Annotated in this window: 14 protein-coding genes and 3 pseudogenes; 7 read left to right on the top strand and 10 right to left on the bottom strand. The window is 69.0% G+C overall.

Going from position 1 to position 19,878, the window contains the following annotated elements:
* Positions 1-136: 136 nt before the first annotated feature.
* Both ACFYX0_RS27170 and ACFYX0_RS27165 read right to left on the bottom strand, forming a co-directional pair.
* A complete protein-coding gene (locus tag ACFYX0_RS27170) occupies positions 137-2,050 on the bottom strand; it encodes an SMI1/KNR4 family protein (protein ID WP_388973881.1) in 1,914 nt (637 codons plus the stop codon).
* A 106-nt stretch (positions 2,051-2,156) separates the two neighbouring features.
* Positions 2,157-2,828: a TetR/AcrR family transcriptional regulator gene (locus ACFYX0_RS27165; RefSeq protein WP_388973880.1), complete on the bottom strand. Its 672-nt coding sequence runs from the start codon at positions 2,826-2,828 to the stop codon at positions 2,157-2,159.
* An 80-nt stretch (positions 2,829-2,908) separates the two neighbouring features.
* Between ACFYX0_RS27165 and ACFYX0_RS27160 the strand changes: the two genes are divergently transcribed.
* On the top strand, positions 2,909-3,829 hold the full coding sequence (locus ACFYX0_RS27160) for an alpha/beta fold hydrolase (RefSeq protein WP_388973878.1): 921 nt from the start codon (positions 2,909-2,911) through the stop codon (positions 3,827-3,829).
* A 91-nt stretch (positions 3,830-3,920) separates the two neighbouring features.
* Here the strand turns inward: ACFYX0_RS27160 and ACFYX0_RS27155 are convergent, their stop codons facing one another.
* Together ACFYX0_RS27155 and ACFYX0_RS27150 are read right to left on the bottom strand one after the other, a co-directional pair.
* Positions 3,921-4,301, bottom strand: coding sequence for a peptidase inhibitor family I36 protein (locus ACFYX0_RS27155; protein WP_388973876.1), 381 nt, complete (start codon positions 4,299-4,301; stop codon positions 3,921-3,923).
* Positions 4,302-4,463: 162 nt separating this feature from the next.
* Positions 4,464-5,393: pseudogene (locus ACFYX0_RS27150) on the bottom strand (macrolide family glycosyltransferase); the annotation flags it as partial.
* Between the two features lie 396 nt (positions 5,394-5,789).
* On the opposite strand from ACFYX0_RS27150, the gene ACFYX0_RS27145 reads away from it, so the two are divergent.
* Positions 5,790-6,659 carry a 3-hydroxyacyl-CoA dehydrogenase family protein gene (locus tag ACFYX0_RS27145; RefSeq protein ID WP_388973874.1) on the top strand — a complete coding sequence of 290 codons (870 nt, stop codon included), beginning with the start codon at positions 5,790-5,792 and terminating at the stop codon, positions 6,657-6,659.
* A gap of 59 nt (positions 6,660-6,718) precedes the next feature.
* A complete protein-coding gene (locus ACFYX0_RS27140; protein WP_388973872.1) occupies positions 6,719-7,261 on the top strand; it encodes a TetR/AcrR family transcriptional regulator in 543 nt (180 codons plus the stop codon).
* Between the two features lie 78 nt (positions 7,262-7,339).
* Here the strand turns inward: ACFYX0_RS27140 and ACFYX0_RS27135 are convergent, their stop codons facing one another.
* Positions 7,340-7,669 carry a tautomerase family protein gene (locus tag ACFYX0_RS27135; protein WP_388973870.1) on the bottom strand — a complete coding sequence of 110 codons (330 nt, stop codon included), beginning with the start codon at positions 7,667-7,669 and terminating at the stop codon, positions 7,340-7,342.
* 160 nt (positions 7,670-7,829) lie between these two features.
* Positions 7,830-8,536, bottom strand: a pseudogene (locus tag ACFYX0_RS27130) (acetoacetate decarboxylase family protein).
* Positions 8,537-8,737: 201 nt separating this feature from the next.
* Here ACFYX0_RS27130 and ACFYX0_RS27125 point away from each other — a divergent pair.
* A complete protein-coding gene (locus tag ACFYX0_RS27125; protein WP_388973868.1) occupies positions 8,738-9,340 on the top strand; it encodes a TetR/AcrR family transcriptional regulator in 603 nt (200 codons plus the stop codon).
* Between the two features lie 117 nt (positions 9,341-9,457).
* Here ACFYX0_RS27125 and ACFYX0_RS27120 read toward each other — a convergent pair whose 3' ends face one another.
* Both ACFYX0_RS27120 and ACFYX0_RS27115 read right to left on the bottom strand, forming a co-directional pair.
* A complete protein-coding gene (locus ACFYX0_RS27120; protein ID WP_355915340.1) occupies positions 9,458-9,919 on the bottom strand; it encodes a PaaI family thioesterase in 462 nt (153 codons plus the stop codon).
* Positions 9,920-10,135: 216 nt separating this feature from the next.
* Positions 10,136-11,116 carry an alpha/beta fold hydrolase gene (locus ACFYX0_RS27115; RefSeq protein WP_388973866.1) on the bottom strand — a complete coding sequence of 327 codons (981 nt, stop codon included), beginning with the start codon at positions 11,114-11,116 and terminating at the stop codon, positions 10,136-10,138.
* 514 nt (positions 11,117-11,630) lie between these two features.
* Between ACFYX0_RS27115 and ACFYX0_RS27110 the strand changes: the two are divergent.
* A pseudogene (locus tag ACFYX0_RS27110) lies at positions 11,631-11,927 on the top strand (transposase family protein); the annotation flags it as partial.
* A 234-nt stretch (positions 11,928-12,161) separates the two neighbouring features.
* Here ACFYX0_RS27110 and ACFYX0_RS27105 read toward each other — a convergent pair.
* Positions 12,162-12,515, bottom strand: coding sequence for a hypothetical protein (locus ACFYX0_RS27105; RefSeq protein ID WP_388973865.1), 354 nt, complete (start codon positions 12,513-12,515; stop codon positions 12,162-12,164).
* A gap of 1,105 nt (positions 12,516-13,620) precedes the next feature.
* Here ACFYX0_RS27105 and ACFYX0_RS27100 point away from each other — a divergent pair.
* Entirely contained in the window at positions 13,621-16,905 is a 3,285-nt protein-coding gene (locus tag ACFYX0_RS27100) for a GH92 family glycosyl hydrolase (protein WP_388973863.1), read from the top strand.
* 84 nt (positions 16,906-16,989) lie between these two features.
* Here the strand turns inward: ACFYX0_RS27100 and ACFYX0_RS27095 are convergent, their stop codons facing one another.
* On the bottom strand, positions 16,990-18,324 hold the full coding sequence (locus tag ACFYX0_RS27095) for an alpha/beta fold hydrolase (RefSeq protein ID WP_388973862.1): 1,335 nt from the start codon (positions 18,322-18,324) through the stop codon (positions 16,990-16,992).
* A 66-nt stretch (positions 18,325-18,390) separates the two neighbouring features.
* Between ACFYX0_RS27095 and ACFYX0_RS27090 the strand changes: the two genes are divergently transcribed.
* Positions 18,391-19,008 carry a TetR/AcrR family transcriptional regulator gene (locus ACFYX0_RS27090; protein WP_388973860.1) on the top strand — a complete coding sequence of 206 codons (618 nt, stop codon included), beginning with the start codon at positions 18,391-18,393 and terminating at the stop codon, positions 19,006-19,008.
* Positions 19,009-19,878 lie beyond the last annotated feature (870 nt).

Here is a 19,878-nt window from a genome sequence, read left to right as displayed (position 1 = left end):
AGCGCCGGAGTGCGCTCCGCCTGCGTGGCCGCGCTGTCGGCCGGTTGGCGAGCGGTACACCGGCGCGATGCCTGACACCCCGATGCCTGGTGGAGGGCCCGAGCCGGGCCCGGGCTCTCAGCCGTCGCTGTGCGCGTCAGGACCCGGGGCGGTACACACCGACGGTGATGTATCCCTCGCCGGGACCCGGCGGCCGGTTCCAGGGTCGGGTCCTGAAGGAGCGGAGCATTCCGCGTGTGAGGGCGAGCCGAGGCAGCCGGACACCGAACTCGGTGGCGAGCGCCTCGAGCATGCGGCGCTCGCCCAGCCGCTCGGCGGGCGGGTCGTCCTGCTGGAAGTGCCGGTCCGGGTCCAGCGCGCTCGGTATGGATCCTCGTCTGGCGACCGCGGCCGCCGTCACGGTGAACGCGTACTGCTCCACCCCGTTCTCCGCGACGGACAGATGGAAGACACCGGGACGGTGGCCGTCGGAAGGCTCGCTCCACACCGTCACAGCACGGGTGCCCTGGGAAGCGGCGACGCCGGGGGAGACGAACCATTGATCGTCGAACCTCCGGTGCGGCCGTGGCTCGAGGGCGAAGCTCCACCCGGAACCCGCCCGGCCGACAGCCACCCGCGCCCGGTCCTCCCACGTAGAGGGGCTCGGGTTGTCGAGGAAGCCTTGGCGTGACTCCCGCAAGGACGCCGGGGCGTTCAGGACCGTGGTGTCGTCCGCGCCGATCCGGTCGGGCAGTTCGGCCGGTTCCACCGACTCCACGAGAACGAAGCGATACGACCCCAGGACGCCCCGCGGGTCCGCTTCCGCGAGCCAGGACAGGCCCGGCGGATCGAGGTCGGCCACCGGCGCCGGGGCGTCACCGTGCTGTCCGGCCCGGGGCGTGGCCAGCAGTTCCCTGCCTCGCTCGGGTGTGATCAAGGGGCCGAGGAGCGGGTCGGCGACGAGGCCGACCGGGGCGAGGTGATCGGGGCCCAGCGGTCGCCATTCGGGCAGGGCGGCCCGCAGGGTGCGCCAGGCCGCATCCGTGTCGCCCCAGCGTGCCTCCTCCCGCGCCTTGTCCACGGCCCGCCCGAAGGCGCCCTCCGCGGTGTAGTGGAAGGTGCCTTCTCGTACCTGCCGCAGGATCTCGTCCGCGGCCTTGACCACCGAGTCCGCGGCGCCCCGCAGGTGGAAGGGCCATGAGGAGTCGTGCCGGTGGTGGCTCACATGCTCGGTGGCCAGCAAGGGCACGATCTCCGGTGCGTACAGCGGGTCGGTCACGAGCTCATCGAAGTAGACCATGTAGGTCTCCCCGAGCAGCCGGCGTATCTGGTCGCGCAGGCCTCTCGCCCGGGGCCTGCCGAACGAGGCCGCTTCCGCCAGGGCCGCCGAGGCCGGCTCATACCGTCCGCCCAGCGCGTCCCGGCGGGCGGCCTCGACGGACGCATCCAGTGCCCGCGTCGTCTCGTTGACGAACACCCTCCCGGCACGCTCGGAGCGGCTCATCTCCAGACTGTGGAACTCCCGGTACATGGCCTCCATGAACGCCCCGAACGACGGATACCGTTGCGGCGGGCTCGCGTGCCACCCCGCCCAGCAGTACACGGCCCACTCACCGTCGTCGTCCACGTCGCCCGGGTCCAGCAGGACGTAGAGGCCGTCGGACTCCACATCCAGCCGCAGCGCCCGCTCCCACATGCCGGCCAGCAACTCGTCTTCGGGAGTGGGGTCGTCGTCCAGTTCCCCGGGGAAGTACTCGGACAGGCCCGCCTCGTCGTGGTGCCAGCGGGCCTGGTCGGTACCGGCGAGCAGCCAGACGAAGCCGCCCGCGTGCCGCCATCCGTCGCTCACCGCCAGGAACGTCCGGTACGAGGGCGGCAGCCGGTGCCCCAGCCGCTCTTCCAAGGCCACGATCCGCTCCTCGGTGGCGGCCGGGAACCCCAACCAGCGCCTTCGCAGCGGCTCTTCGTCGTCTGCGAGCCGCTCCTCCGCGGGTGCGTCGGGGTCCTGCGCGTCCGCCCATTCCTGGCTCCAGCGCACCAGGAAGGACCGCCAGTCGTCGATCTCCGTCATGCCGAGGATCCTGCCAGCCGCGACTGACAACGCCCCTCCTCGCAGGGCGTTTGAGGCCCCCGGGGCTGAGCCCCCGGTGCCGTACGCGAGTCGTGACGTGACGACGTCAGCCCAGCACGCCCGCCATGGCGCGGGCGAGCACGGTCGGGAACCGGTCGTGGGGCTTGCCCTCGGGCGGAGTGTCGGCGAGCAGCGCAGTGATCCGGGGGTGCGTGCCGGCGGTCGCCACATGGCGCAGGTAGGCGGACTGGCGCTGGGCGCCGGGATCTGCGGCGGCCTGCTCGTTCTGGACGTACAACGCCGTGAGGGCGTTCAGCACGGCGAATGCCTCGAGTTTGCGGGCGGGCTCGGCCGGATGCTCGGCGAGTACGTCGAGGAGGTGCTCGAGCAGGTCGACCCCGTGCGGTCCGAGGGTGGGGCGGGTGATGACCAGGGTCGGAAGCCAGGGATGGCGTCGCATGATCTGCCAGGCCTGGTCGGCGATGCCGAGCAGGTCGGACTGCCAGTCGCCGCTCGGGGCGGGCAGGTGATACTCGGCTGCGGTGCTGTCGGTCATCAGGTCGAGCAGATCGTCGCGGGTGGCCACGTAGCGGTAGAGCGAGGCGGCGCCCGTGCCCAGGTCTGCGGCGACGCGGCGCATGGAGACGGATTCCAGGCCCTCGCGGTCGGCGAGTTCCACCGCGGCGGCGGTGATCTCGGCGCGGCTGCGCTCGGCCGGGCGTCCGACGGCTGCCTGCTCGGGCCGCAGCCAGATCACCGGGTCCTGCTGTCCTGCCACTTCCACCTCCTCGTTGCCGCCACTCTACTTTGTTCGCGTACGTTGTTCGCGAACGATGTTTGCGAATGAGGGGAGTGCTGGTGCCACGCTTCGCGGACAACGACGGGATACGGATCGCCTTCGAGGATCTCGGCGGGGCGGGCGGCGACCCGCTGCTCCTGGTGATGGGGCTGGGGGCCTCCCGGTTCTGGTGGCCGGACGGGCTGGTGGGCGAACTGGTGCGCCGCGGCTTCCACGTGGTGGCCTACGACCAGCGCGACGCCGGCCAGTCCACGCACCTGCCCGACCGAGGCGTCGGGCCGCCGGTCGCGGCGCTGCTCCGCCGCACAGCACCGGCCTACAGCGCCGAGGACCTGACCGACGACGCGGTCGCCGTTCTCGACGCCCTCGGCCGGGAGCGCGCTCATCTCTTCGGCCACTCGATGGGTGGGCTCGTGGCGCAGCGCATCGCGATCCGTCACCGGGAGCGTGTGCTCAGCCTCGCCACCTCCTCGGCCGTGCCCAGCGACGCGAAGGGTCTGAGCGTCCTGCGCTACCTACGCCCGGCGACCCTGGCCCGCTTCGCCTCGCTGCGCTACCCCGACACCCCGCAGGGCAACTTCGCCCTGGCCCTGTCCGTCGCCCGAATCCTGGCCGCCCCCGGCCAGCACATCGACGAGCGCGACGTACGTGGATTCGTGGACAAGGAGACCGCACACCAAGTCGCCGGCCTCCGTGACCAGAAAGCACAGAGCCGTCAGATCGGCGCCAAGTGGAATGGCGGGTCACTCGCCCAGATCACCGCGCCGACCCTGGTCCTGCACGGCGAGCAGGATCCACTGCTACGCGTCACGGCCGCACGCGACATCGCAGCCGCCGTCCCCGGCGCCAGCCTGCGCACCCTGCCAGGCGTCGGCCACTTCCTCGGCGTCGACGTCTGGGCCACCTACGCCGACGAACTGCGCGCGCTCGCCTACCGCGCTGACGGGCAGTCGCCCACCGTCGAGCCGACGCACAGGTAGCGGCCCATGCGATCACGCAACGGTCCGCAAAGACCAGCGGACGGCGCGCAGAGACGCCTATGGAGGAGGCGTCCCCGCGCGCTCGCAGTTGCTACTGCGGCTGGAAGGAACGGATCTGGTAGCTGCCCTGCAGGTTGCCGCCCGCGTGGGCCGGGGTGGATCCGACGCGCGCGTGGTAGTTGGTCTGCGTGTAGTACTGCACGCGGTGCCCGGTTGCGTTCCAGACCGAGCGGACGTTCTGTCCTCGCCGGATGAAGGAACAGTTGTCCGCGGTGTTCGCCAGGCGGGACTGCGACCACTGGCAGCGAGTCCCCCCGCCGTTCCAGTTGTTGTAGATGCAGAAGTACCCCGGCGAGCAGTTGTAGGCGGCCCGGCTGCTGGGCAGCGTGGGGGTGGCGGTCGCGGCGGGTACCGCCCCGAAGACCGTGGCCAAGGCGGCCGCGACGACGGCGAGAGAGTGGATCCGACGCATGGCAGGTTCTCCTCTTCTTGACGGCGGTGCGGAGCAGCCACACCACCGAGCACGGACTGAGTGACTTGAGCGGCGGCTGAGCCGCTGAATATGCCAACGAGCTGTGCCCGATCAAGAAACGGAGAAAGCCGGAAGCGGCTCCTTGGCTGCGGCGCGTAAGGCTCAGGCGAGCATGTTCTCGATGAAGTCGGCGGCACGCGGCGTGCCGCCCTCGGCTTGTGCGGCGGCGCGCAACAGTGCCGAGCGGCGCGCGACCTCCGCGTCGGCGACCAGGTAGTTCAAGGCCGCCCGTAGCGTCTCGGCGGTGGCTTCCGGAGTGTCGATACGGCGGGCCACACCCAGTTCCACGAGCCGGTCGGCGTTCATGAACTGCTCGGCGGCCTGCGGCACCGCGATCATCGGGACGCCTGCGAGCAGCGCTTCGCTGCAGCCGCCCATACCGGCGTGGGTGACGAAGGCATCCGCCTGTTCCAGGATCGCCCGCTGCGGAACCCAGGAGTGCAGCTCGACATTGGACGGGATGTCGCCGAGTTCCCCCGGGTCGGTGTACTTGCCGATCTGGAGCACGACGTGCCATCCGGGCAGGTTGCCGTAGGCGGCCAGACACCGGCGGTAGAACTCCGGTTGACGCGTGAACGCCGAGCCCAGGGAGATCAGCAGCACGTTCTCCGCGTCGGCCGGGCGTGTCCAGCCGGGCGCGCCCGTGCTTGCGCCGGCGCTTGTGTCGAAGCAGGGCCCGACGAAGGTCACCGCGCGGGTGTCGACCTGGTCGGCGTGCGGCTGCATCGCCCGGGGGATCAGCGCCAGGGCCCGTGCGGGACGGCCCGAGAAGGCGTCCATGTCTGTGGTGGACGCCCCGGAGTCGGCAAGCCATTGCGCGAACTTCGCCCGGTACGCGTCGGCGCCCGGCAGTTGCCACAGGTGTGCGGCGAAGTCCTGGTCGGCGCCGTTCCAGGCCACGAACGTCGGAGACAGCTGCATGAAGTGCCGGTCCTGCGATTCCGCGAGGGCGCGTGCGGCGTAGGCCCCGATGTCGTACAGGTAGAGGTCCGCCGGGTCGTGATCGTAGGCGGCGCGCAACTGGGGGAGTGCAACATGCGGGAGGGAAGCCGGGGCGCTACCCCGACCGTGTCAGCCGTAGATCTGGGGGAAATGCACGCCCGCGACTCTAACCGCCCTCAGGCTTCTGGTCACTGCGAATTACCGTCGACCGCCGTCCGGAGACGCTCCGCGGGCAGAAGGTCGGGACGGCGCAGCCGCGGTTGTGCGGCCGGTCGACCAGGCCGTCGCCGACGACCCGCACTTGCCCTCCCCGTCGCGTACCTCACTCTTCGGCTCCCGGAGGGCCCGTCCGTCTCGCAAACGAGTACGATCTGTATCGGATACATGGTGTCCTCGTTTCGGGAGTGCCACCTCAGAGTGGCGACGGCTCCCCGAATCGCTCCGCCGCGAAGGTCGCGACGGAGCCCTGTCGAAGGAGTGAGTGCTGTGAGCTTTGCCGTGCCTACCGACTACGCATCCCGCCCGGTGGCCGTGATCGGCGCCGGGACACTCGGCCGTCGTATGGCGCTGATGTTCGCGACCCGCGGTGGCCCCGTGCGGATCTACGATCCGTCCGAGGCGCAGCGTGCAGCCGGGGTGGCCTACGTCGAACAGAACCTCGCCGAGGTCGTCGGCCGTCTAGAGAACGGCGTGCCGGGAACCGTCGTCGCCAGTGGTGTTCTCGCCGAGGCGGTCCAGGACGCGTGGCTGGTCATCGAGGCGGTCCCGGAACGGCTCGAACTGAAGAAGCAGATCTTCGGCGACCTGGACGCGATCGTCGCGGACGATGCGATCCTCGCGAGCAACTCCTCGTCCTACGCCAGCAGCGACTTCCTCGACCACGTCCGGCATCCCGAGCGCGTGCTCAACATCCACTTCTACATGCCGCCCACACAGAACGCGGTCGATGTGATGTCCTGCGGCAAGACCGACCGCGACGTGCTGGACTTCGTGCTGGCCGCACTCCCCGAGTTCGGGGTGTACCCCTTCGAGGCCCGCAAGGAGAGCACCGGGTTCATCTTCAACCGGGTGTGGGCCGCGGTGAAGCGCGAGTGCCTCGAACTGGTCGCCGAAGGCGTGGCCACCCCGGAGGACGTCGACGGGATGTTCCGCGTCAACACGGGGCTGAAGGGCGGACCGTTCCGGCTGATGGACCAGGTCGGTCTGGACGTCGTGCTCGACATCGAGGAGCATTACGCGGCCGAACACCCTGAGTACCCGGAGGCCCCCCGCGTGCTGCTGCGTGATTACATCAGCAGTGGCCGTCTCGGTGTGAAGAGCGGCGCAGGTTTCTACGACGACTACACGAAGGTCTGAACAGGTTCACGATGCCCAAGTCGCCGACCAAGACCCGGCCACGGACGGTAGCCGCCCTGATGAGCAGCGCCCGCGCGCTGTTCATCGAGCGCGGCTATCACGCGACCTCGATCAGCGACATCTGTGGGCACGCCGGGCTGACCCGCGGCGCCTTCTATTCCAACTACCGGAGCAAAGAGGACTTGTTCCTCGCGCTCTACGACACCGAGACCGACCGTATCCTCGCCAACCTCGAACGTGTCGTGCACAACGACGCCGACGGCAGGCATCCGGCCGCGCGGGTTCTGGAACTGCTCGCCGAGCGCCGCCGGGACGACGAGCAATGGTTCCTCGCCTCGATGGAGTTCACGCTCCACGCCGGCCGCAATCCGGACATCGCCGTCGAGCTGGCGCCCCGTGAGGACCGACTCAACGCCGGCCTCGCGCAGATCCTCGCCGACCTCCTCCAAGACGCCACAGCGGACGACTGCCGCGACATCGCGATGCTGGTCACCGCGCTGCACGAGGGCATCACGGCACAGGAAATCATTCACGGCGCCCCGGCTGCCGCCTTCCGCGAACGCATCATCCCTCGGGTGCTCAACGCCATCACCACGGCTTGATCGGCGTCATTACCGCGCCCGCAGCCCCGGACGATCACCGATCGTGCCGACCCACCCTGAGGTGCGACGCAGGGTGCTCTACGCCCCGTGTCGGCTCAGCCACTCCTTCTCCTGGCCCGGCTCGGGCACGACGTGGCCGCCCTCGACAGCGGACCGCGCGGGACCGTCCTGGGTCACCACCAGGATGCGCTGCTCGGGGATCCCGGTGACGCGGGAAGCGACCGCCGACAGCTCCAGCGCCAAACGGGTCGTCTCCTCCTGAGGATGGCCGCGGCGTACCCGGCCGCCGATCAGCAACGGCGCCCCGGGCTCGCCACCGACGTAGACGCTGTCCTGGGGCGGTTCCGAGAAGACCACGTGGACGTAGGCGGGCGGGACGTGATTGATCTCGGCGTGGATCCGGGTCATCTCGGCGGCCAGGTCGCGCTTGGCGTCCGCTGTCAGCGCTCCCTGGGCGGGTGGTGCAGGTGTAGATGGGCACGTCGACTCCTGAATGTGTGAGCTGTGGCCGTGCCCCAGGGCTGATGGACAGCCGGCCGGGGTCGCGACTCTGGTGGTGTGCGAGCGATCAGCTGCTGTGGTCGACGAGGGTCTCGAGGTCGGTCACGGTGTAGGCGAGATCGAGGTGGAATCCCTTGCCGACGCGCTGGATGGCCAGGTCGGCGAGTTCCTCGCCGCGGGCGGGGAGGAAGACGAGGTCGGCGGTGCCGGCCCAGGCGTCGCTGATAGCGGTGTTGTCCAGGACGGACATGACCGGTTCGTGGACGGCGGGCTTGTCGTGCTGTCCGGCCGCCAGCCGGGGGAAGTGGCGCAGATTGACCACGGGGCGGTTCATCAGGGCGGTGGGGTCGGGAACCGCTTGTGCGAGGGTGATCCTGGCTTCGGCGATGCGCTGTCCGGCGGAGGAGGCGGTGGCGCCGAACTGCCCGCCCGGGCCGAGGACAGGGGTGCCGGGCCCGCCGACGGAGTAGGCGCGCGTCTGGTGGACGGTGCCGAGCTTCTTTGGGAAGCCCTGGACCCAGCCGCGGGCCATGGGGAGTCGTTGTCGACGTAGATGTAGGGGCACCAGGTCACCGGCGTGCCGTTGTGGCGGGCGTCCAGGGTGACGAGGAACTCGCGGTACTGGGAGCGTGCGGGGTCCAGGTACTCCAGGTCCGTGGAGGAGTACTGCCAGTCGATGAACATCGCGACGCCGCGTCCGGCGGAGTATGCGTCGGGGGCCAGGCCTTCGGGAAGGGTCGCGGCAACGGCGGCCGGGTCGGCGAAGAACTCCACACCCACAACGGTGCCGTAGTGCCACGGTGGGGCGGGCGCCAGGTTCGCGATGCCACGGGGTGATCAGGGGGACGGTGTAGCCCTTCATGCCGTGTCCTTAGGGGCGAGGCGATAGAAACGATACGTATCGTTTCGTTGCCGGACCTCGACCGTAACACGGCTGGCTTGTCCCTGAATGAAACGATACGTATCGTTCAGGTCATGGCGTCCGTCTTTTCCTCAGCCCAGGTGGCCGGTGGCCCGCGCTCTCTTTCGAAGATCCTGGATGCGGCCCGGGGCGTCCTGTCGGAACAGGGGTACCCGGCGCTGACCATCGAGGCCGTGGCGGCGGCCGCGGGCGTCGGCAAGTCGACCATCTACCGCTGGTGGCCCAGCAAGGAGGCCCTGGTGGCCGACGCGCTCGCCGAGGTCTTCCGTGGCGATGAGATCCCCGACCTGGGCGACACCCACGCCGAGCTGCGCTACGCCGTCGACATGACCATCGACAACTACGCCAACGAGGACATGGCCGCCTCGCTGCCCGCCCTCGCCGCCGGCCTGCTTCCCCACCCCGAGCTCATGAGGCAGTTCCGGGAGGCCTTCCTGTTCCGCAAGCGCGAGAACATCGCCGTCGCGCTGCGCCGCGCCGTTCAGCGCGGCGACCTGCCCGAGGACCTCGACACCGACCTGGTCCAGGACATCTGGGCCGGCACCATCCTCTACCGGCGGCTCATGACCGGCTCGCCCCTCGATGCCGACCTCGCCGAACACCTTGTTCAACTCGTCACCAACATGTCGCCGCGGCGAACCGACGAGCGTGCCTGAAAGATCGCGGCGGTCGACGGACCGTGCTGTCGCCTCGGCGGCCGCTCTGGTGGTCGAGGGCGGGTGTTGTCCGCCGTCCCCATGTCGCCCAGGACGGCGGCGGCGGTGACCACAGGTTCACTGCTCGGACTGCGGCCTGTCGATGCGGATCAGCGTCTGCTGCCCGTTGGCGACGAGTTTGCGTCGGTCGTCCTGGGCTGCGAAGACCTCCAACTGGCAGACGGTCAGGGTGCGTCCGGACTTCAGGACGGTCCCGACCGCCTCGATGTGATCGCCGACGGCGGGCGCGAGGAGGTTGATCTTGTACTCGACCGTGAGCACCTCGGTGTTCTCGGGGAACAGGGTGAAGGCCGCGTAACCGCCGGCGCTGTCCGCGATCGCGCTGGTGGCGCCGGCGTGGAAGTAGCCGTGCTGCTGGGTCACCTCAGGGCGGCTCGGGAGCAGGATGTGCACGCGGCCCGGCGCGATGTGGGCCATCCGCGCCCCGAGGTGGCTCATCAGCCCCTGCCGGTCGAAGCTGTCCTGAATGCGCTTCTGCACCTCGGGGCTCGCCTGTTCGTGCTGCGTCTGGTCCTGCACGTCCCATCTCCTTCGGCGGACATCGCATTGTTCGCACAGGGCTACGGCGCCTTCACCGGTCGGCCGGGCACTGCGGCGGCAGAAGACCGCCGGTGACGATCATCATGGCACCGTAGCTACATCCGCGGCACCGTCACCCGGTGACCGGCCCGCTGCCCGCGGTCCTGCAACAGTGGAGCCCCTCGGGTGGCGCGCCGGGCGGCGCGTGCGGGTGTGTCAGGCGGGCAGGGCGGTGAGCCAGTCGGTCAGTAGCCGGTTGACCTCGCCGGGGCGTTCCTGCTGGATCCAGTGGCCGCAGCCGTCGAGGAGGTGGGAGGAGACCAGGCCCGGCAGCGTGACCGGGTACGCCTCGATCGCGTCGGCCAGCCAGGTCGTGGAGGCGTCCAGGCTGCCGCCGATGAACAGGGACGGCTGGGTGATGGGAGCACCGTCGAAGGCGGCGAGGTCCTCCCAGTCGCGGTCGATGTTCCGGTAGCGGTTGAGCGCCCCGGTCATACCGGTGCGTTCGAACTCCCCGGCGTAGACGTCGAGGTCACTATCGCTGAGCCAGGCGGGCAGTCGGCCGATGGGGAACCGGTCCCGCAGCGTCCCGGACTTGCTGACGAAGTGCGGAACGGGGGCGCCGGGTGCGGGCATGGTGTCGGCGGACAGGGCCGCGTAGAAGCCCGCGAGCCATCCGCGTACATCGGGTTCGATCTCGGCCTCGGCTCGGCCCGGCTCCTGGAAGTACGAGATGTAGAACTCCTCGTCCCCGCCCATCTGAGCGAAGACGTCCCTGGGGCGGGGCCCGCCGCGCGGGGCGTAGGGAACGCTCAGCAGTCCCACCGCGCGGAAGACGTCCGGCCGGAGCAGGGCGGAGTTCGCGGCGATGGCCGCGCCCCAGTCGTGGCCGATGACGACCGCCGACTCCTCGCCCAGGGCGTGCACCACCGAGACGTTGTCCTCCACAAGGTCGAGCATCCGGTAGGCATCTGTGGCGGCCGGCCTGGAGGAGCGGCCGTAGCCGCGGACATCGACGGCGACCGCGCGGTATCCCGCCGCCGCGAGGACCGGCAGTTGGTGGCGCCAGGAGTACCAGGACTCCGGGAAACCGTGGACGAGCAGCACCAGCGGCCCGGTTCCCTGCTCCACGAGATGAATCCGACCTCCCGGCGAGGACACCAGCCGGTGTGTGATCTCCGCGATGTGCTGCGACATCTGTCCCTCCTCCAGAACCGTTGGCTCGCCGTGAGCCAAGACGTCCTTTTCCGCAGTACCGTTGACCCGACCGACCCGGCCTAGCCAACCGGCCCAACGTCGATCATGCGGACAGCCCTGCCGAGGGGACGAGCTCGTTTGCCGATTCAGCAAGCCCAGACACGTTCGTCTCGAAGGTGCGGCGGACTAGGTCGACGGGAATCTCGGCCATTGGTCCGCTGTCGCCGTTGGCGTCGTTGCTGACGAACGCATTGCCTGCTCCATGACCTGCTCCTCGTGGATGCGGATGCGGATCGGCTCAGGGCTCGATGGAGTCCTTCGTGCTGGGCCTCGGAGGGCGTCTGACACCGCTGCACGCCAAGAGCTCGGTCCCGGTGGCGTCGAAGTACAGAGTGAAGAACCAGGACCCGTCTGCTGCGTCGATGATCCCGGTACGGAGTTGCTCGTCGCGGTGCCGAGCGAGGATCTCAACGGTCTCGTCGAGACCCAGGGTCGTCGTGCCGCGCGCAGCAGGCTGAGCGCGCGTTCCTTCGGGAAGCCGGTGACCGCGCTGCGCCGCCAAGGTGCGGATCCGGTTTGCAAGGGTCGGCGGTGGTCCGTTGCGCTGGAGGACCGGATACCGCTCGTGTCGGCCTACTGGCGCACGAATTTGACGAGGCGCCAACTCGCATCGTTCTTCGGCATCTCGAAGCCCGCGGCCGACCGGATCACCGCCCACCTCGGCCCCGCGCTTGCCCTGCGGCCCCGCAGGCGGTTCAGCAAGGACACCGCACTCATCGTGGACGGCACTCCTGTGCCCACCCGCGACCACATTGGGGTGTTCGGTCTGCGCTCCCAGCAGATCACCGCAACCATCGGCCCTCGCATCACATGATCAGGTGACGAGGAGTACCGGCCTGGGCGACGCCCGCCGCACTGGCAGAGATTCCGAACGAAGGTGCGGCTGTGCTGCTCAGTAGGTGAAGGCGTTCCACGCTACGGGGGCCCGGCGGACCGGACGTGGATGGTCTGACGGCCGAGCCGGACGATGGCGTCCTGCCGGAGATCAGTTTCCGGGTCGGAACCGGAGGGCCGACCAGGTGTCGTCGATGGCGATCTGCCGCACGGGCTGCACACCCCGCTCGGAAAGCGCGGCGGCGAGGGTGTCGCGGTTCAGATCCGTTCCGAGCTTCCCGCCCTTCGGATAGGCCACCCAGGCGAGGGCATCGCGCTGCGCGGCGGCAAGGGCCGCCTGCGCACCCGTCCCGAGAAGGTCACCTGAGGTGGTCACGAAGGCGAGCACCGCATCGGCCGAGGCCGCGTCACCCGCGGACTCGACCTCCAGCTGGACGTCGTCGGGCTTGCCCAGTACCACGACACTCTGACCCGGCTTGATCTGCAGCTTGCTGACGACGGACACGCGCCTGATCCTGCCATCCGAGGTGGGGCTCCGCACGCCGGAGAGGCCAATTCTTCCTCCGCCGTACGCCAACCCGGATGAACACCCATATTCCAGACGCGATCCGCGCCTCGGGGGCGCACCAGTTCGGTGCGCTGTCGGCCCGCGATCAGGCTGCTCGCCTCGCCCGGTGGGAACCGGGCTCCGGTTCACCCGGCTGGCGCAGGCCCATGAACAGGCACCTGTGGGCCGGGTCAGGCCGTCGCGGACACGGCGTACAGCCCTGTCAGCCGGTGATCCAGCCAACTGCCGCCCTGGGGCCGTAGCGTCGTTGCACGTCACTTTTGCGATGCAGGGGACGTGGGCGGCGAGGAAGCTGTCCTCGGGTACCGTCGAGAACTCTTTGAGGATGGTGGCGTACTGGATCGGCGCGGTGCGTCGCGCGTCGGTGCGTACGTCCCGGCTCCGCAGAGTGACGGTGTCGACGGGGAGGGCTGGAAGGCGCTCACCGTCCTTGCGCTGGACCGGCGGGCCGGTTGTGGAGATGCACTGTCGCAACGGGAGGAATCCGGTGCCCGCGCGCGCCCTTGGCGGTGCACGCTCGTGGTGGCGGTGTGAAAGGAGTCTGTGCTGAGGTGTCCTCAACTGCCTTGAGCTCGCTACGGTTTCCGGCTGGTCCGGAGAGGGGGGCGGGCCTGCGTCCAGGACTCCCAGGGACCCGCGCGTGAAGGTCGGCCGGGGCCGCTCGCCGACCCCGGGATCGTGGCGCCGAAAGCTCTTGACTGTGAACTCCGCGCTCAGAAAGTCACGTTGGCCTCGTTGACATGTCGTGAGTACAGGCGTTTCACTCGACACTCGTGCATGGCAACGTTGTCAGGCCGTTGGAGCGACCCGGCACCGTTGCCTGTCGCTGGCGTTCCCCGAACTTCGGGACGTCAGCACCTCAGGTGCGAAGCACGAACCGCTGCGGAGGCAACCGATGGTCAGACCTCGACGTTCAGCTGCGCCACGTAACCGAAAGAGACTTCGCCAACGTCTGGCCGCGGTCTCTGTCCTGGGCATCGCCGTACTACCGCTCCCGGCGGTCGGCGGCGCGTATGCCGCGAGCGCCGCGACGCCGACCCTTGTGAAGGACCCCGCGTCCCTCGTCAACCCCCTCATCGGCACCTCCGGTGCGGTGGACACCTTCCCCGGACCGGACATGCCGGCCGGCATGGTGCAGTGGGGTCCCGACACGACGCCCCACCGCCCCTCGGGCGGCGGCTACGAGTACAACGACAACAAGATCTCCGGTTTCAGCCTCACCCACGTCTCGGGGCCCGGCTGCGGCGTCGCGGGCGACCTGCCCATCCTGCCGGTGACCGGCGCGCTGTCGGGCAACCTGGGTAACACCTCTGTCGGCTTCAGCCACAGCGACGAGCAGGCCGGCATCGGCTCTTACAAGGTCACCGACGCCAACGGGGTCAAGACCCAGCTGACCGACACCACCCGCGCGGGCCTCGGCACCTTCACCTTCCCCACGGGAAGCCACGCGAACCTGCTGCTCAAGCTCAGCGGGGGCGCCACGCAGGTGGACGGGACCCGCGTCCAGGTGGTGAGCAAGACGGAGATCAGCGGTTCGATCGACAGCGGTCACTTCTGCGGCGCGGCCAACCGCTACTCGCTGCACTTCGACATCAAGTTCGACCAGCCGTTCACTGCGAGCGGCACCTGGGTCGGCAGCGCCATCAACCCGGGCGCGACGTCGCTGAAGGCGGGCAAGGCCCAGCAGACCCTTCCGACGCACCCGACGAAGCCGCTCAAGGAAAAGCACTTCACCGTTCCCGCGGCGCCGTCCCCGACCGTGCACGGGAGCGGCGGCAAGAACTCCGGTATGCCGTCCCCGGCGCCGAGCGGTGGCGTCGCGCCCCAGAGCTCCGCCACGGGCAGGACCGGCAGCACGAGCAAGGCCGTCCAGCCCCCCACGACGGGTGCGAACGGTATGTATCTGACGTTCGACACGTCCGCCAACCCGACGGTGAGCGCGAAGGTCGGCATCTCGTACACGAGTGACGCCAACGCGGCCGACAACCTCACCACCGAGATCAAGAACTGGAACTTCGATGCCGTCAAGCAGGCGAACCACGACGCCTGGAACACGGTGCTGAACAAGATCCAGGTCGGCGGCGGTTCCGCGGACCAGCAGGTGCAGTTCTACACGGCGCTCTACCACGCGCTGCTGCACCCGAACGTCTTCTCGGACCACAACGGCCAGTACATGGGCATGGACAACCAGATCCACAAGCTGGCCAAGGGACAGCAGGCCCAGTACGCCAACTACTCGGGCTGGGACACCTACCGCTCCCAGACCCAGCTGATGGCGATGGCCGAGCCCAAGGTCGCCAGCGACGTCGTCACCTCGATGCTCAACGGCTACGACCAGACGGGTCTGCTGCCCAAGTGGGCCTCCAACAACGGCGAGAGCTACGTGATGGTCGGTGACCCGGCCGCCGGCATCATCGCCGATGCGTACGCCTTCGGCGCCCGGAGCTTCGACACGGACAAGGCGCTCGCGGCGCTGCAGCACGAGGCCACCGTCCCGAACAACGACCGCCCCGGCGAGTCCGTGCGGGACGCGAAGGGCTATCTCCCGCTGGACGAGAACGACTACGGCTGCTGCAACTTCTACGGCCCGGTCTCCACGCAGCTGGAGTACGACTCCGCCGACTACGCCCTCGCCGCCTTCGCGAAGTCGCTGGGCAAGACGGACGTCTACAAGAAGTTCGCCACGCGCGCCCAGGACTGGATGAACGTCTTCAACCCGCAGACCGGCTACATGCAGGGCAAGAACAAGGACGGCCAGTTCGCGGGCGGATTCACCCCGGGCACCTCCAACGGCTTCGTGGAGGGCACTTCGGCCCAGTACACGCCGATGGTCCCCTTCAACCTCCAGCAGCTCATCCAGGCGCGCGGCGGTGACAAGGCGTACTCGTCCTTCCTGGACAGTCTGCTCGACAACATCACGAACCCCGGCAACACCAACGCCGACCTGAGCAACGAGCCGAGCGTGGAGATCCCCTGGGAGTACAACTACACGGGCGAACCGTGGAAGACCCAGGCGGCCGTCCGTGAGGCCCAGCAGAACCTGTACTTCAACGCTCCGGTCGGCTCGTTCGGCAACGACGACCTCGGCGCGATGAGCTCCTGGTACGTCTGGTCGACACTCGGCGTGTACCCGGAGACCCCCGGCGCGGACACCCTGGTCCTCGGCAGCCCGGCGTTCCCGATGACCAAGGTGACCTTCGGCGACGGCAGGACGGTGCAGATCAACGCGCCGCAGGCCGCCCCCGACGCGCCGTACGTGCAGTCGCTCGACGTCAAGGGCAAGGAGTGGAAGACCTCCTGGCTGACGTACCAGCAGTTCAAGGGCGCGGGCACGGTCGATTTCACACTCGGCACCACTCCCGACAAGTCCTGGGCGTCCGACCCGTCGGCGGTGCCGCCGTCGGACACCGTCGGCGGCGACCGGGTGCTGGCCGCGACCGGTCCCACCAGCGACGGCCTGGTGCTCCAGCCGAACGCGTCCGGTGACGGCACACTCGACCTGACCAACCTCGGCAGCAAGGACGCCGCGGTCGACTGGAAGGCGACGGTGCCCTCCGGCGTCACCCTGGACACGACGTCCGGCTCGGTGAACGTGCCCGCCTCCGGCAGCGCCGAGGCGAAGGTTCATGTGACGGCGGGCGCGAGCGAGGGTACGTTCCCGGTCACGTTCGCGCTGACCGACCACAGCACCGGCGCGACACTGAGCGGGGCGACCCTCCGGGTGGCGGTGGCCAAGGCCGGCGCGCTGTGGCCGTACGCCACCAACGAGGGCATCTACCCTGACGGTACGAAGTACTCGGGCGGGTTCGACGGCGGCGGTTGGGCGTTCTCGCAGAACGCGCTGTCGGTGGCGGGCGTCACGAGCGGTTCCACCGTCACGGTCGACGGCATCGCCTACACCTGGCCGACGGTGGCCTCCGGCCAGTTGGACAACCTGGAGATGGCCGGTCAGACCATCCCGATGCCGGCCGGCACGTCGGGCGCGTCGCTGGGCCTGCTGGGCACGGCGGCCAACGCGCCGACCGACGGCAGCGGGGTCTCCGGCACGGTGACCGTCGCCTACACCGACGGCACCACCACCAAGGCGACGGTCGGCTTCTCGGACTGGACGCTGAACGCCGGGTCCAGCAAGCCGCTCCCGAGCGAGACGACGGCCATCTCGACCGGCTACCGGAACACCGGCAGCGGAGGCCGGGACAACGTGAAGACCTACGTCTTCGCCACGAAGGTCTCCCTCGATGCGTCCAAGCAGGTGGCGTCGATCACGCTGCCGGTGACGGGCGCGACGGGCACGGACCATCTGTTCGCCTACGGCTTCGGGCACTGAGGCCGGCAGGCGCTGACGACGACGGGCCGGTTCCCGGGCGCGAGCCCGGGGCCGGCCCGCCGGGCGTGCGGGCCTGGCCGGGCGTCACTTGTGGTCGCGCAGGAAGGCGGGGATCTGTTCGCGGGTGGGGTAGTTCGGCAGGGGCGCCGGCTTGCCTTGAAGGAACGCGGTGATGACGGCGGCGGCTCGGCCGTTGTTGTCGTCCAGGCCGTTCCACATGTGATGCCCGACTTTGGGCATGTACTGCGTGCGCTCGATGGCGGGGTCATTGGCAAGGACGGCGGTCTCCCATTGACGAATCTGGGAGGAACACTCAGCGATCATCAGCATGGCGGGCGTCTTTGACCGCCTCAGTTGCGAGGCGATGGAGGGCGCGTCCTTCACCGTCTGCTCGATGCGGAGGCTGGCAGCGGGGCTGAAGGAGAAGTTCTGTTGCGTGTTTTCGGACGGAATACGGTGCGCGTCGCGCGCGCAGTAGGCGGACGCGGTGTCGCTGCCGAGGTCGGCGGCGGTAAATGCGTTGTCTCCTTCGGCCTGTCCGATCAGTCCGGTCTCGGGGGTGAGCAGTCCGAGTCGCATAAGGCCGAATGCCACGGCATATCGGGGGACGTGCATTGATCGCGGTCCGGTCACGCCCGGCGCCAGGCCGCGCGCCGACGGACGCCCCTTGTGCCCGGAGATCCTCGACGTGGGGCCGTCCGTCGGTCCGGGCTCAGCGATGATCGCCCGGTGCAGCTGTGCGGCGACGGAGGGAACGGTCAGGGCCCGAGTGAGAACAACTGCGCCTGACGAGAAGCCGAGGACGTCGACCTTGCCTCGGTGCAGATGGCGGATGAAGGCCTCAAGATCCCGGACCGTTCTGGAGATCGTGTACTGGTCCATGGGAAGCAGGTCGCTGCGTCCGCCGCCTGCCTGTTCGTAGGCGTAGACATCGTAGCCCTGGCGTGCCAGGAGTTGCAGGAACCGATGGTCGAGCACTGGTATGCCGCGGACGGGTCCGCCGTTGAGGTACACGAGCGGGACGGGGTGCCGGGTGCCTTGAGCCGCGGGCGGGTAGTGGTACACCGCGACCCGGCTGCCTGTTGCCAGGTTCCAGTGCTGTGTGGCCGCGAAGGGCAGGGCGGGCGGGGTGCGCCGGGCCGTGGGCACGGTCGGAATGCAGACCGACGCTGTCAGCGTCGCCGCGACAACCACCGGCAGACACGATACGAGTCGACCAACCCAGCCACGGCCCCGGCCTCGCCACAGTGCGGCGCACGAGGCGACTCCGAGGGTCGTCAACCACGCGGCGATTCCCGAGCCGGCCCCATCCGTGAGGACGATCAACACGAGAAAGACCACAGTCACCGTCCCGATCGCGGCCAGCGCAAGCAGTAAGTATCTGGCGAAGCGAACGAAGGGCGTGGCGAACGTGGGCATGGTGGGCCTCCGGGTTTCAGAACGCTGTTTCAAAACGACGTTATCAGAGGGAGTAGGCTGCTCGTCATGGGTAGGCCGAGAACCAACAACGCGGCGGTCAGGGAACGGCTCGTGGTATGCGCGACCGAGATGCTCGCCAGGGGCCCGCGAGAGTCAGTCACGGTCCGCGCCGTGGCGGCTGCCGCCGACGCGTCGACGACGGCGGTGTACTCCCTGTTCGGCGGCAAGGACGGACTGATCGGAGCGGTACGCGACAGGGCTGTCGACAGCCTGTTCCAGGACCTGGCCGCGGTGTCGACCTCCGAGGATCCCCTCGCCGACATCTATGCCCTGGCCATCGCATACCGACGATGGGGATGCGGACACAGTCACCTGTACACGGTGCTGTTCGGAGGGGCGCAGTCCTTCGAGCCATCAGGCGCAGTCGGTACCCGTGACCCGATCCGGCCACTCATCGCTGCGATCGACCGGGCCGTGGCAGAATCCCTCCTCGCGGGCGAAGCGACGTCGATCGCTCTCTCGCTCTGGGTAACCCTGCACGGACTGGTGACGCTCGAACTGGCTGGAGCCCTCGACGCCCCCACGGCCGAAGCCGCATTCCGATCAGCGAGCCATGCTGCCCTGCGCGGCTGGACCACTCCCGCAGTGTTCAGCAGACTTCGCGACGCCGAACTCGCCCACTGACAGGGTCAGGGCCGGCATCTGCCCGAGGCACCGGTGCCGACGACTGCTCGGCCATGACCCGGACCCGGCCGAGTGAGGCTTCGACCCAGCACCGAGGGCAATATCGTCACGCAACTTCCAAGCCCTTTGGCGAATTGACCCTCCGTTTTCGTCGTCCGGTCAATCTCGGCCACTAAGAGGGTGTCTCACGTGGCAAGTTTCGCGAGCTTCTTGTAGCAGGTCAGGGCGGCGGCCAGGCCGAGGAAGGTGAGGAAGCGTGAGCCCTTTCGTTCGTATCGGACGGTGAGACGTCGGTAGCCGAAGAGCCAAGCGATCGACCGTTCGATCTTCCAGCGGTGCCGACCGAGGCGTTCGCCGGACTCGATGCCGGGCTGCGCGATGCGCGCGACGAGCCCCCGCTCGCGCAGCCAGGCCAGGTGTTCGGCGGAGAAGTACGCCTTTCCGCGCGGAGTTTGACGGGTCGGCGCCGCCGTGGCCCCCGGCGGGACCGGACGGCGGGTATGCCGCGGATGAGCGGCTTGAGGGCGAGACTGTCGTGCATGTTCGCGCCGGACACGGCGACGGCGAGCTGGATGCCCTGGGCATCGGACAGCACGTGCAGCTTGCTGCCCTTCTTGCCGCGATCGACCGGGTTCGGCCCGCTCAGCGCTCCCCCCACGGAGCGGTCCCACCGCCTTGCGGACGAGCCGCGAACGACGGCAGCAACGGGGCGGCCAGCTCCCAGAGTTCATCAGGAACCAGACGCTTCGATAGATCAGCACCCACGACCGGCCTCTAAGAACTCCTAACAGAATGCTGCAACTCGCCTTGGAATGTGTGTGCCTGATGGCTTGTTAGCCTGCACATGAGAAGGAGTGAGCGGCCGCCGTG

The organism is Streptomyces sp. NPDC002573, from assembly GCF_042889625.1.
Taxonomy (GTDB): domain Bacteria; phylum Actinomycetota; class Actinomycetes; order Streptomycetales; family Streptomycetaceae; genus Streptomyces; species Streptomyces gibsoniae.
The sequence above is the reverse complement of the archived record's forward strand: the minus strand, read 5'-3'. Positions and strand labels throughout refer to the sequence as shown.